Consider the following 13,510-nt stretch of genomic DNA (forward strand, 5'->3'; position numbering starts at 1 on the left):
CCTCACGTCGCGGAATCGGTGTCGCTGGGCACCGACACGTCCGGTTCGGCGGCCTCGACGGCGGGTTCGACTGCATCGACGGCGACGCGCTCGCGATTGAGCCGCTGCGAGATGACGGTGGTGATGCCGTCGCCGCGCATACTGACGCCGTAGAGGGCGTCGGCCACTTCCATCGTCGGCTTCTGGTGCGTGATGACGATCAGTTGCGACTTCTCGCGGAGTTGCTCGAACAAACCGATGAGTCGCCGCAGGTTGGTGTCGTCCAGCGCTGCTTCGACCTCGTCCATCACGTAGAACGGCGACGGTCGAGCACGGAAGATCGCCACGAGCATCGCAACGGCCGTCAGCGACTTCTCGCCGCCGGACAGCAGCGACAGCCGCTTGACCTTCTTGCCGGGCGGCCGTGCTTCCACTTCGATTCCGGTGGTGAGCATGTCCGACGGGTCGGTCAGAATCAGCCGTCCCTCGCCACCGGGGAACAGTTTGGCGAAGACACCGGTGAATTCACGCTCGACGTCCAGCCAGGCCTCGGTGAACACCTGCAGGATGCGGTCGTCCACGTCGGCGACGACCCCGAGCAGGTCCTTGCGCGCGGACTTGACGTCCTCGAGCTGGGTGGACAGAAAGTTGTATCGCTCTTCCAGTGCCGCGAACTCTTCCAGAGCCAGCGGGTTCACCTTGCCGAGCGTGGCCAGATCCCGTTCGGCGCGTTTGACACGCGCCTGCTGAGTGGCGCGGTCGAACGGCATCGGGGCGGGTGCCACCACCTGCTCACCGCGTTCCTTGGCCGCCTCGTACTCGGCCATTTCGAGTTCGGTCGGAGGCAGCGGGACGTCGGGGCCGTATTCCGCCACCAGATCGTCGAGCCCGATCCCGTGCTGTTCGAGAATGGTCGTCTCGAGCTGCTCGATGCGCAGGGCGGCCTGGGCACGCGCCACCTCGTCGCGGTGCACCGCGTCGGTGATCGAGGCCAACTGTCCCTGCAGTGCCCGAACCTGCTCCTTGACCGTGTCGAGTTCGGCTGTGCGCGTTGTCCGTTCGGCCGAGAGCTCGTCGCGCCGTCGTGCGGCAGCAGCGACGACCGCCCCGAGACGAGTCGCGAGCTCTTCACCCGACTCCGCCACTGCGGCAGCGACCGCGGCAGCATGACGCCGAGCCGCGCTCTCCCTCTCGGCCCTGGCTCTGGCTTCCCGCTCGGCTCGCGCCGCCCGGCGTAGCGAATCTGCCCGTCCCCGGACCGACTGCGCACGCTCCTCCGCGGTGCGCACGTTCAGCCGAGCTTCGACTTCCACGGCGCGAACCTCGGTGAGTGCGGCCGCCGCCATTTCACGCTCCATCGTGGTAGCCGCGTCGCCGCTCTCACCGTCTCCCACAAACCCGGATTGTTCGTCCTCGGCAGATCGCAGGCTGTCTTCCAGCTCGGCCAGCCGAGCGACCGCTTCCTCGCGACTCGTCTCTGCCGAATCACGCTGCGTCGTCAACCGTGCCGACTCGGCATGAGCAGACCGCGCCAATTGACCGAGCCTGCCCAGCTGCTCGTACACAGCTGCCATTGCGGCATCGGATTCATTGAGGGCAGCCAGAGCCTGCTCCGCCGATTCACGTCGGTCGCGCTGTTCCGCGAGTGCACCGGAAAGCGCTGCATCGAGTTCCTCGGCCCGGCGCACGGCCGCAGCCAGCTCGACGGTCGAGGTGTCGATGGCGGATTGCACTTCGAGCGTGCTGGGCCGTCGGTCCGATCCTCCGGTCACCCACCCGGGTTCGACGACGTCGCCGTCCTTGGTCACCGCGCGCAGTCGGCCGTTGTCGGAGACGAGTCGGTGCGCGGTGTCGAGCGAGTCGACGGCAACCACGCCGTCGAGCAATGCCGTCATGGCACCGGCCAGGCGGTCCGGGTAGTCGATGAGATCGAGCACCCACCGCGCGCCATCAGGAAGTTCGGGACGTGAGAGTGGTTGCACTGCAACGGAACTGCTGTGCACTATGGCTGCGCGACCACCGTCCGCGGCGCGGAGCGCCAGGACTGCATCGCGGGCAGCGGCGAAGGACTCTGCGTGGGCAGCGTCGGCCGCAGGTCCCATCGCGACTGCGACCGCGATCTCGTATCCCGGCTCGACCGTCAGGTGCCCGGCCAGCAGTCCCGACAGTCCGTCCTGTTCGTTCTCCACCAACCAGCCGGCACCGTCTTTTCGTTCGAGGCCCATCGTCAGCGCCTCGATCCTTGCTTCGAAGGACGCCACCCTCTTACCCGCGGTCCGTTCCTCGGCCTGCAATTCCGAGACACGCGCATCGGCATGACGTAGCGCAGCCACTGCGCGCTCGTAGTGGGTGTCCAAGCTCAGTTCGCTGGCGTCGAGGGTACCGATCTGGTCCTGCACGCTCTCGAACTCGCGCTGGGCCGCCTCGCCCCGTTCACGGGCCTCGTCGATGGCCACCGACAGGCGTGCCACCTCGGCGTCGATAGATTCGACCTTGGTCCGGAAGGTATCGACCCGCCCGGACAAGCGTGCAAAGCCCTCCCTGCGATCGGCCACCGCACGCACGGCCGCCAGGTGCGCCCGTTCCGCAGCCGCGGCCGCCGACTCTCGTTCGGCCAACTGTTCGCGGGCCGCTTCGAGGGTTTCCCGCGCCATCTCCACGGCTTCGACGAGTTCCATCTCTTCTTCGGCGACCCGCTCGGCCTGTGCCTCCAGCTCGTCTGGGTCCTGCCCTCGGCCTGCGCTCTGCACGGAGTCGAGGTGCCGGGCCCGCTCGTGCGCGATGCGAACGGTCGCGTTGACTCGTTCGGCCAGCGCAGAGAGGCGAAACCACGTTTGCCCGGCCGCTTCGGCGCTGGGCGTCAGGCGAGCCACGGCTTGCTCGTGTTCGGCGAGGGCGACGGTCCCCGCCTCGAGGGCGTCCTGCACCATCGCATACTGCTCGCGAGCCGCTTCCTCGTCCTGCGTCTGGTTGGCGAATTCTTCTCGCCTGGCCACCAGATCGTCTGCCGCCAGCCGGAGGCGAGCGTCGCGCAGGTCTGCCTGCACCGTCTGCGCTCGACGCGCGACCTCGGCCTGCCGACCCAACGGCTTGAGTTGCCGACGCAGTTCGGTCGTCAGATCGGTCAGCCGCGCGAGATTGGCCTGCATCGCGTCGAGCTTGCGGACCGCCTTTTCCTTGCGTTTGCGGTGCTTGAGAACGCCGGCAGCTTCCTCGATGAATGCTCGCCGGTCCTCCGGGCGGGATTCGAGAATCGCCGCCAGCCGGCCCTGCCCGACGATCACGTGCATCTCGCGCCCGATACCGGAGTCGCTCAGCAGCTCCTGGACGTCCATCAAACGGCAGGAACTTCCGTTGATTTCGTACTCGCCCGCACCATCGCGAAACATGCGGCGGGTGATCGATACCTCGGAGTAGTCGATCGGCAGCGCTCCGTCGGAGTTGTCGATCGTCAGCGTCACCTCGGCTCGACCCAGCGGCGCTCGACCCGAGGTTCCCGCGAAGATGACGTCTTCCATCTTGCCGCCGCGCAGGGCTTTGGCACCCTGCTCGCCCATCACCCAGGTCAGAGCGTCCACGACATTCGATTTACCGGAGCCGTTCGGTCCGACCACGCAGGTGATACCGGGCTCGAATCGAAGAGTCGTCGCCGAAGCGAAGGACTTGAAGCCCTTGAGCGTCAGACTCTTCAGATACATAGCGTCCGTACTTTACCGGCCAGGTGCCCACCCGCGCGCCCAGCCTCCGGTAGTGCAGGTCAGCGCTCGACGAAACCGCTCAGATCACCGCGGGCCGACCCCCAACTCTCGACGACGAGCGTCACCGTTCCGGGGGTTCCACCGCCGCGTAGCAGTTCGAGAAGCGCGTCGAGACGATCGCGCGGTCCCTCGGCGATCACCAGCACCCGTCCGTCGGCGTGGTTGGTCGCATGACCGACGAGACCGAGTTCGAGAGCACGCGATCGAGTCCACCACCGAAACCCGACGCCCTGCACCAGGCCGTGCACCCACGCCGTCAGACGCTCGTCGTTCATGCCGGGCTCAACTCTCGGACGGATCCGTCGAAACTCGTTGCGTACAACGACGTCGGGTCGAATCCCACCCCGCCGAACGCGACCGCGGATGTCAGCGGCACACCTGTCGCCACGACACACGACGACCCCGACGTCGGGTCGATGCGAATAACTCGTCCCGCGAGATTCTGTGCGAGATAGATCATTCCGTCGACACCCACGGTCAGGTCGTCCGACATGGTGAGTGGTCCGAATCCGTCGACGCGAACACGCGAGACAGAACCGGACGGATCCTGCTCGTCGAGGACGTAGACGACGGGCTCGACATCGAACGTGTTGCCCACGTATATCTTTCCGCGCGCAATCGCAATCCCGTTGGCAGACCCCAGATCCGTACGTACCGTCGACACGGTGCGATCGGTCGCGATCCGGCTCAGGCTTGCAGCGACACCCAGATTACGGGTGGTGAAGAGATCACCCGTCTCCGATCTCGCCAGTCCGTTGGGCATCGCCAGGCCCGACGCGTACGTCGAGCGACCGCCGGTATCGAGATCGAGCGCCTCGATCGTTCCGGTCGAGGAATCGAAAAATCCTGCGGCCGCACTGTTTCCGGTGGTGAAGTACAGGGTGTCTCCGTCCCGCACCAAGCCGCCGGGTGACTCGACGCCCGGCACCAGAGTGCCCCGGTCTCCGTTCGGCGCGACGCTACGTAGAGCACCCGGTCCGATCGGCGACGTCTCGGAAACGATCATCGAACCGCGGCCGTCGAACTCGAGATTTTCGAGCATCCCGAATCCCGACGCCACTGTGCTCACCGACCACGGAGTGCACGCACTCGACGCCTGTGCGGCCGGGGCCGCGGCGATCGACGCGCCGCAGAGCAACGCCGCGGTGAAGATCGCCCGAGACTTCATCAGGCGTCCACGTCGATGTCCAGGTTGATCGTCGTTCCGGCCTTCAAGGTCCTTCCGACCGTGCACACCTTGTCGATGGCACGCTCGACGACGGTCAGCAGGCGTTGCTGCGCCTCGGGGTCCATCGCGCTGAGGTCGACTCGAAGGATCTCGTTCAACTCGGGATAGAGCTCGTTCTCGCGGTCGGCGGTCCCCGACACCTCGACAGTGGCGGAGTAGTCGTCACCGAGTCGACGAGAGAGCGGGACGTCGGAGCTCATGCCCGTGCACGCCGCGAGGGCAATCTTGAGCAGCTCCCCCGGAGTGAAAACACCCTCGACCGACTCGGAACCGATGAGCACCTCGGCTCCCCGCGAACTGCGACCGGTGTATCGACGTGTGCCTGTGCGCTCGACCCAGAGGTTGGTCGGCGTGCTCTGTTCTGCCATGACCGAAATACTAGGCGGGCGGTTCAGGAGTGGAGCCTGCGGAATGGGGTCAGGTCCGGAGGTGTCGCGGCCGCGGCTGGCAGGTGGGGCAGCTGAACGAGGAGCGGTTCATGAATTTTTCGCGCCGGATCGGTGCGCCGCACCTCGAACAGGGCAGTCCTTCCTGCCCGTAGGCATCGAGCGACCTGTCGAAGTAGCCGGACTGCCCGTTGACGTTGACGTACAGCGCATCGAAGGACGTTCCGCCTTGAGCGAGGGCCTCCCCCATCACCGCGTGGACCCCGGTCAGCAGACGCCGCAGCGCGGGACGCGTCAGTGTTTCTGCGATTCGATTGCCGTGAATCTTCGCGCGCCACAACGCTTCGTCTGCGTATATGTTGCCGACACCGGACAGCACGGTCTGGTCGAGCAGTGCCCGCTTGATCTCGGTGTGCTTGCCGCGCAACACGTTCACCACCGATTCGGCATCGAACAGTGGGTCGATAGGATCGCGGGCGATGTGCGCGACCGGTTCGGGTACCTGGGTCCCGTTCACCGTCACGATCGGAGCGAGTGCCCAACCGCCGAAGGTCCGTTGGTCGACGAAGCGGAGGTCGCTACCGTCGTCCAGGCGAGCTCGAATTCTCAGGTGCTTCTCGTCCGGGGCAGTGGGAGGCTGCACGAGCATCTGCCCGCTCATACCCAGGTGGACGACGGTCGCGAAATCGCCGGGTGCCATCACCAGCCACAGATACTTGCCACGCCGCTGGGCCGAAGCGATGCGCTGGCCCCGCAATTGGCCGATCAGATCGAGGCCGCCGAGGTCGTGTCGCCGCACGGCGCGAGGATGTAGCACCTCCACCGAGCGCACCGTCTTGCCGACCACGTGGGATTCCAGGCCGAGCCGGACCACCTCGACCTCAGGCAGTTCGGGCATCAGGAAGAGTCGGATGCGGAGTCGGCAACGACAGGAGTCTCATTGTCCGACAACGAGTTCCACGCCGTGCTGGCAGCCTTCTGCTCGGCTTCCTTCTTCGACCGGCCCACCCCGACGCCGCGCGGGAATCCGCCGACGAGCACAGTGGCCGTGAATTCCTTGTCGTGGTCGGGTCCGGTCGACGAGATCTCGTACGCGGGGACACCCAATGCACGTTCCGCAGTCAACTCCTGCAGGCTGGTCTTCCAATCCAGACCCGCACCGAGCTTGGGAGCCCGATCGAGCAAGCCGGCGAACAGTGTCAGAACCACGGTGCGGGCAACATCGATTCCGTGTTGCAAGTGGATGGCACCCAGCAAGGACTCCATACCGTCGGCCAAGATGCTGGGCTTGTCGCGCCCGCCGGTCTGCTCTTCGCCCTTACCCAGCAACAGATGACGACCGAGGCCGCCGTCACCGAGATCACGAGCCACCTCGGCGAGCGCATGCATGTTGACCACACTGGCTCTGATCTTTGCCAGCTGTCCTTCGGACTTGGTGGGGTGCACCGCGTACAGGTGCTCGGTGACCGCCAAGCCGAGCACGGAGTCGCCCAAGAACTCGAGCCGTTCGTTGGTCGGCAGACCACCGTGCTCGTAGGCGAACGACCGGTGCGTCAGAGCCAGCGTCAACAAGGGTTCGGACAGAGAAACACCGATAGCGGCGAGGAGCGACTCTCGGTCGTCCCCGCCGCTGACGGCAGTGGAGCTATTGTTCTGTGGCCCGCCGTTGTGTCGGTCCACTACTTCGTTTGTCACCTGAGCGGGAATCAGACCGCTGCGACGACCTGGCGGCCCTTGTAGGTACCGCACGAAGGGCACGCGATGTGGGGCAGCGTCTTCTCGCCGCAACCACGGTTGGGGCACGTCACGAGGGTGGGCGCAGTGGTTTTCCACTGTGCACGACGCGACCTCGTGTTGGAACGCGACATTTTGCGCTTCGGGACAGCCACTTACTTCTCCTCGGCTTCGTTGTTCACAAGTTCTGTGCTCGGTTCTGGATCCACGCCAAATTTGGCTGCAAGTCCAGCCCAGCGAGGATCAATTGTATCGTGACTGTGGCCGGATTCAGCAATCGCCAGGCGAACGCCGCATTCTGGGCACAATCCCTCGCACTCGTCACTGCAGACGGGGTGGAGTGGAAGCTCCAGACCGACCGCGTCGACGATGACGGGTTCGAGATCTATCAGGTCGTCGACGATACGGTGAATCTCGTCCGCATCCGTGGTCTCCTCGGTGATGCTGTTCGGGTAAGCGAACAGCTCGGTGAGGTAGACGTCGACATTGCCAGTGACCGGGTCGAGGCAGCGCGTGCACTCACCGGCCGTGGCAGCTCGCACGGAACCGGTGACGAGAACGCCCTCGGATACCGCCTGCAACTGCAGATCGAGCGAAACCGGTACACCGGCTTCGATGGCGATGGCATCGAGGCCGATTCGGGAAGGAGCCGGAACCGTCCGCTCGATGGTTTTCGTCGACCCGGGTCGACGACCGAGGTTGAGAATGTCCAGAACGAATCCTGCGTCCAGTTCGGGACGCGTCGTTCTCTTGGGCGGGGGCACGGCTGATCTTCCTTACTGTCGGTGTGCCTACTGTCGGTAAGCAACCACACAACGATACGCATCTGCGCATACGTGAGCAAATCGTGACGGGTCAGTGCCGACTACGACGTCCCTGGTCTGCACTTCCGTAGGAGGTGTCACCGTACGGTTCGTTGCCGTAGTCCGGGACGCCCGAGCCGGTGCGCAACTGCTGCCGACCGCGACCCACCGACCGAATGGTGCCGCTGAGGAACTCCTCGAACTCTGCAAGCTTGGTGTCGACGTAGACGTCGCACTCGCTGCGCATCCGATCGGATTCGGCGTGTGCGCTGTCGATCACCCGAGCCGACTCGGCGTGGGCCGCCTGAACGACCTCCGTCTCCGAGACGAGCCGGTTCTGTTCGGCGGTGCCGTCTGCGACCGACCGCTCGTACGACGCCGTACCGGACTCGATCATCCGATCGGCCTCGGTGCGAGCGCGAACGGTCAGCGCCTCGTACTCACGCTGGCCTTCGAGAACCGTTCGCTCGGCCTCGGCTTCGGCATCGGCCACGAGCTGATCGGCATGCGCCGACGCTTCGGACACCATGCGATCGGCCTGTGCTTTGGCGTCGGCGAGAATGCGGTCCGCCGAGTCGCGTGCGTTCTCCACCGTGTCCTGAGCTTCGGCGTTCGCACTGGTGACGGTCTTCTCCGCCGTCGCCCGCGCATCACCCACCAGCTTGTCGCGATGATCCAACACGTCCTGCGCATCGTCGAGCTCGCCGGGGATGGCGTCACGGACGTCGTCGAGCAGTTCCAGGACATCGCCGCGAGGGACGACACACCCGGCAGTCATCGGAACGCCGCGCGCCTCCTCGACAATGGCGACGAGCTCGTCGAGCGCCTCGAATACGCGGTACACCGGTTACCCCAATCGTCGAATCTGCCACCGCGAACGCATCTGCTCCGCAGACGACACCCACAGTTCTTCGCTGTTCAGTCTGCCCGCCGATACGCCGGTCTGCGCTATACCCACCCGGTGTGTCGCCCTTTCGAACTACTGCGCCCTTTCGAACTACTGGGCCATCGAACTACTGGGCGGCACGCTCGGCGATACGCGACATCAACCGGTCCTGCACGAACGGCGGCAACATACCGGTGACGTCTCCCCCGAACGTGGCCACCTCCTTGACCAACGAGCTCGACAGAAAACTGTGCGCCGGATTCGCAGGGAGGAACACCGTGTCCACTCCGGTCAGCGTCCGGTTCATCTGCGCCATCTGCAACTCGTAATCGAAGTCGACAGCACTCCGAAGACCCTTCACGATCGCCGAAAAGCCCTCCTGCCGTGCGTAATCGACCAGCAGGCCATACCACGAACCGACCCGAACGTTAGGCAGATGCTCGGTCGCGACCTCGAGCATCTCGATCCGCTCCTCGACGCTGAACATGCCCTTCTTGCTCTTGTTCACCATCACCGTCACCACCACCTCGTCGAAGGCGGCCGCCGCGCGCTCGAAGATATCCAGGTGACCGATGGTCACCGGGTCGAAGGATCCAGGACACAGTGCGCCAGTCATGCCCGCGAACCTATCAGCTCAGCCAGCTCATTCCGCTGGCTCCACTCCTGACCACTTCGGTCATTCCGCAGGCTCCACTCCTGACCCAACCCGGTCATTCCGCAGGCTCCACTCCTGACCCAACCCGGTCATTCCGCTGGCTCCACTCCTGACCGGATTGCGATCTCGATTCGACTCTCGCCGTACTTCTTGGACTTCTCCGGCACGAGCCCAGTCGGCCATACGGTCTCCGGCGAACGCGACGACCGTTCGAGCACGACCACCGCGTCGACCGAGAGCCATCCCCCGCTCACGAGCCGCTCGAGGAGGCCGGCCACGGCGGTATCCGTGACGGCGTACGGCGGATCTGCCAACACCAGGTCGTACGCCGCGTCGGCGGTGCCGGCCAGGACCGAGGCCACCGGCGCGCATTTGACCGAAGCTCCGGTCAGGCCGACCGATTCGATGTTCTTGCGCACTACCGCGGCCGCCCGTGCGTCGGATTCGACCAGCACCGCCGACGCGGCCCCACGTGAGAGTGCTTCGAGTCCGAGCGCACCCGACCCTGCGAACAGATCCAACACCGCGGCCCCGTCGAGCTCCATCCGACTTTCGAGCGCACTGAACAGTGCCTCTCGAACCCGCTCCGACGTGGGCCGGGTGCCTTGGCCGGGGACCGCCAATCGGCGACCCCCGGCAACGCCCGCGACGATCCGGGTCATTCGCTCCCGGCCTCTTCGCCCGTCGACCCCCCACCGATGACGACGAGCAGATCGCCGCCCTCCACCTGCTGTACGCCCGAGATCGCCAGACGAGTGACCGAGCCGCCCCGCGGTGCGGTGATCGCTGCCTCCATCTTCATCGCTTCGATCGTGGCAATGGTGTCGCCGGCCGAGATCTTCTGGCCCTCCTCGACCGCCAGCGTGACCACCCCGGCGAACGGAGCCGGAATGTGTCCGGAATTGGAGCGGTCTGCCTTCTCGACCGTGGGTGCTTCGCTCGCGATGGACCGATCGCGCACCGACACCGGACGTAGCTGCCCGTTCAGGATGCACATGACGGTGCGCATACCGCGTTCGTCCGGGTCGGAGATCGCTTCGAGTCCGATGAGCAGTTCGACGCCCTTCTCGAGCGTGACTCGATGCTCCTCGCCCTGACGCAGACCGTAGAAGAACTGGTTGGCAGACAGTCGGGTGGTGTCGCCGTACTTCTCTCGATGAGCTTCGAGTTCCGCTGTGGGGCCGGGGAAGAGCAACCGATTCAGAGTGGTACGGCGTTGTGCCGACGTCCCGTCGAGGTTCTTCTCGTCCTCGTCGGTCAGCGGCGTCACCGGCTTGCCCGCACCACGGCCTTCGAGCGCCTTGGTGCGCAGCGGCTCGGGCCAGCCGCCGGCGGGTGTTCCGAGATCGCCGCGTAGGAACCCGACAACGGAATCGGGAATGTCGTACCGGCTGGGGTCCTCGGCGAATTCCTCGGCGGACGCATTGGCACCCACGAGCGCAAGAGCCAGATCGCCGACGACCTTCGAGCTCGGCGTCACCTTGGTCAATCGACCCAACATGCGGTCGGCCGCAGCGTAATTGGCTTCGACCGTCTCGAAGCGATCACCGAGACCGAGCGAAATGGCCTGTTGGCGTAGGTTCGACAGCTGGCCGCCCGGAATCTCGTGGGTGTACACGCGACCGGTCGGTGCAGGCAGCCCGGACTCGAAGGGCGCGTACACCTTTCGCACGGCCTCCCAGTACGGCTCGAGATCGCAGACGGCCTGCAGATCGAGGCCGGTGTCGCGCTCGGTGTGCGCAGCCGCGGCGACGATCGCCGACAGCGCGGGCTGACTGGTGGTTCCTGCCATCGCAGCACAGGCACCGTCGACCGCGTCGGCTCCGGCTTCCCAGGCCGCGAGATAGGTAGCGAGCTGTCCGCCGGGAGTGTCGTGGGTGTGCACGTGCACCGGCAGATCGAAGTTGGACCGCAACGCCGTCACCAGCGTCTTGGCCGCGGGGGCACGCAACAGACCCGCCATGTCCTTGATGGCCAGCACGTGCGCGCCGGCATCGACGATCTGCTCGGCCAACTTCAGGTAGTAGTCGAGCGTGTACAGGTTCTCGTTCGGATTCGACAGGTCGCCGGTGTAACTCAGGGCTACTTCGGCGATGGCCGTACCGGTTTCGCGCACTGCATCGATCGCCGGACGCATCTGATCGACGTTGTTGAGCGCATCGAAGATACGGAAGATGTCGATTCCGGTGTCGGTGGCCTCGGCGACGAAGCTACGGGTGACCTTCTCCGGGTACGGGGTGTATCCGACGGTGTTCCTGCCGCGCAGCAACATTTGAATCGCGATGTTGGGCACGGCTTCTCGCAGGCTCGCCAACCGCTCCCACGGATCCTCGTGCAGGAAGCGCAACGCCACGTCGTACGTCGCCCCTCCCCAGGCCTCGATCGAGAGCAACTGCGGCGTCGTTCGCGCCACGTACGGCGCTACGCCGAGCAGACCACTGGTGCGCACACGCGTTGCCAACAACGACTGATGGGCATCACGGAACGTGGTGTCGGTGACACCGAGCGCCTTCTGATTGCGCAGATCGCGGGCGAACCCTTCCGGCCCGAGGGCCAGCAGCCGTTGCCGGGAGCCGTCGGGAATGGGAGCCGAGAAGTCGACCTCGGGCAGCTTGTCGTGCGGGTATACCGGCGAGGGACGTTCGCCGTGCGGCTTGTTGACCGTCACGTCGGCCAGGTAGGTCAGAATTTTGGTGCCACGGTCACCCGAGGAACGCGACGTCAGCAGTTCCGGACGTTCCTCGATGAAGGAGGTGGTGACGCGTCCTGCGGTGAAATCGGGGTCGACCAGAACCGCTTGCAGGAACGGGATGTTCGTCGCGACACCGCGAATTCTGAACTCCGCCACCGCACGTCGGGCACGCGCCACGGCAGTGTCGAAATCACGGCCGCGACAGGTGAGCTTGACGAGCATCGAGTCGAAGTAGGCACCGACCTCGGCACCCAACGTCGTGCCACCGTCGAGGCGCACGCCGGCACCGCCCGGGGTGCGGTAGGCAGTGATGCGGCCGACGTCGGGCCGGAATCCGTTGGCGGGATCCTCGGTGGTGATGCGGCATTGCAACGCTGCACCGCGCAACACGATGTTCTCCTGCTGCAATCCCAGGTCCGCCAACGTCTCACCGGAGGCGATACGCAGCTGCGACTGCACCAGGTCTACATCGGTCACTTCTTCGGTGACTGTGTGCTCCACCTGAATTCGCGGATTCATCTCGATGAAGACGTGATTGCCGCGGGTATCGAGAAGGAACTCGACGGTACCGGCGCAGGAATAGCCGATCTGCTTGGCGAACGCCACGGCGTCGGCGCAGATCTTCTCGCGTAGTTCCTGAGGAAGGTTGGGTGCCGGGGCCAGTTCGATCACCTTTTGGTGTCGACGCTGCACACTGCAATCGCGCTCGAAGAGATGGACGACGTTTCCTTGGCCGTCGGCAAGAATCTGTACCTCGATATGACGGGGGTCGATCACTGCCTGCTCGAGGAACACGGTCGCATCGCCGAACGCCGACTCCGCTTCGCGCGCAGCAGCTTCGATGGACTCGCGTAGCTGCTCGGGCTCGGCCACGCGGCGCATTCCGCGACCACCGCCACCTGCCACGGCCTTGACGAACAGCGGGAAAGTCATCGACTCCGATGCCGCGACCAATTCGTCGATATCGGACGACGGTTCCGACGACGCCAACACCGGTAGTCCCGCGGCCTTCGCAGCGGCGATCGCACGCGCCTTGTTACCGGTCAGCTCGAGGACATCGGCGGAGGGCCCGACGAACGTGATGCCCGCGTCGGCGCAGGCTGCGGCGAGATCCGGGTTCTCGGAAAGGAATCCGTAGCCGGGGTACACAGCATCGGCACCGCTACGCTTGGCGGCGGCGACGATCTCGTCGACCGAGAGATACGCCCGAACGGGATGGCCCTTCTCCCCGATCTGATACGCCTCGTCGGCCTTCGTTCGGTGCACCGAGTTTCGATCCTCGAACGGGAACACCGCCACCGTCGAGGCACCGAGTTCGTAGGACGCACGGAAGGCGCGGATAGCGATCTCGCCGCGGTTGGCAACCAAAACTTTGGAGAACATTGGCTC

General features: G+C 65.3%; 12 protein-coding genes. All 12 read right to left on the reverse strand.

Annotated elements, in window-relative coordinates; translation table 11 throughout:
* Nucleotides 1-2: 2 nt before the first annotated feature.
* Nucleotides 3-3,677, reverse strand: coding sequence for a chromosome segregation protein SMC (gene smc / locus JLZ96_RS02930; protein ID WP_167325578.1), 3,675 nt, complete (start codon nt 3,675-3,677; stop codon nt 3-5).
* Between the two features lie 59 nt (nt 3,678-3,736).
* Complete coding sequence (locus tag JLZ96_RS02935) at nt 3,737-4,012, reverse strand: acylphosphatase (RefSeq protein ID WP_027496676.1); 276 nt, start codon at nt 4,010-4,012, stop codon at nt 3,737-3,739.
* Nucleotides 4,009-4,905 carry an SMP-30/gluconolactonase/LRE family protein gene (locus tag JLZ96_RS02940; RefSeq protein WP_201009478.1) on the reverse strand — a complete coding sequence of 299 codons (897 nt, stop codon included), beginning with the start codon at nt 4,903-4,905 and terminating at the stop codon, nt 4,009-4,011. Before JLZ96_RS02940 ends, JLZ96_RS02935 begins: the two co-directional genes overlap by 4 nt.
* On the reverse strand, nt 4,905-5,333 hold the full coding sequence (locus JLZ96_RS02945; RefSeq protein ID WP_032400562.1) for an OsmC family protein: 429 nt from the start codon (nt 5,331-5,333) through the stop codon (nt 4,905-4,907). The genes JLZ96_RS02940 and JLZ96_RS02945 overlap by 1 nt, the downstream gene beginning before the upstream one ends.
* Nucleotides 5,334-5,382: 49 nt before the next feature.
* The gene (gene mutM, locus JLZ96_RS02950) at nt 5,383-6,249 is read right to left on the reverse strand and encodes a bifunctional DNA-formamidopyrimidine glycosylase/DNA-(apurinic or apyrimidinic site) lyase (RefSeq protein ID WP_045841863.1); all 867 of its coding nucleotides are present in this window, start codon (nt 6,247-6,249) and stop codon (nt 5,383-5,385) included.
* A complete protein-coding gene (rnc, locus tag JLZ96_RS02955) occupies nt 6,249-7,031 on the reverse strand; it encodes a ribonuclease III (protein ID WP_027496672.1) in 783 nt (260 codons plus the stop codon). The genes mutM and rnc overlap by 1 nt, the downstream gene beginning before the upstream one ends.
* 26 nt (nt 7,032-7,057) lie before the next feature.
* Entirely contained in the window at nt 7,058-7,240 is a 183-nt protein-coding gene (gene rpmF / locus JLZ96_RS02960) for a 50S ribosomal protein L32 (RefSeq protein ID WP_032397784.1), read from the reverse strand.
* Nucleotides 7,241-7,849, reverse strand: coding sequence for a DUF177 domain-containing protein (locus JLZ96_RS02965; RefSeq protein ID WP_027496671.1), 609 nt, complete (start codon nt 7,847-7,849; stop codon nt 7,241-7,243). It abuts the gene before it with no gap.
* A gap of 91 nt (nt 7,850-7,940) precedes the next feature.
* Complete coding sequence (locus JLZ96_RS02970) at nt 7,941-8,732, reverse strand: DivIVA domain-containing protein (protein WP_045841865.1); 792 nt, start codon at nt 8,730-8,732, stop codon at nt 7,941-7,943.
* A 169-nt stretch (nt 8,733-8,901) separates the two neighbouring features.
* Nucleotides 8,902-9,390, reverse strand: coding sequence for a pantetheine-phosphate adenylyltransferase (coaD, locus tag JLZ96_RS02975; protein WP_027496670.1), 489 nt, complete (start codon nt 9,388-9,390; stop codon nt 8,902-8,904).
* Nucleotides 9,391-9,518: 128 nt separating this feature from the next.
* Complete coding sequence (gene rsmD / locus JLZ96_RS02980) at nt 9,519-10,091, reverse strand: 16S rRNA (guanine(966)-N(2))-methyltransferase RsmD (protein ID WP_027496669.1); 573 nt, start codon at nt 10,089-10,091, stop codon at nt 9,519-9,521.
* Nucleotides 10,088-13,504, reverse strand: a complete 3,417-nt coding sequence (locus tag JLZ96_RS02985) for a pyruvate carboxylase (protein WP_201009479.1) — start codon at nt 13,502-13,504, stop codon at nt 10,088-10,090. Before JLZ96_RS02985 ends, rsmD begins: the two co-directional genes overlap by 4 nt.
* Nucleotides 13,505-13,510 lie beyond the last annotated feature (6 nt).

Origin of the sequence: Rhodococcus sp. NKCM2511, assembly GCF_014905595.1 — a bacterium.
Taxonomy (GTDB): domain Bacteria; phylum Actinomycetota; class Actinomycetes; order Mycobacteriales; family Mycobacteriaceae; genus Rhodococcoides; species Rhodococcoides fascians.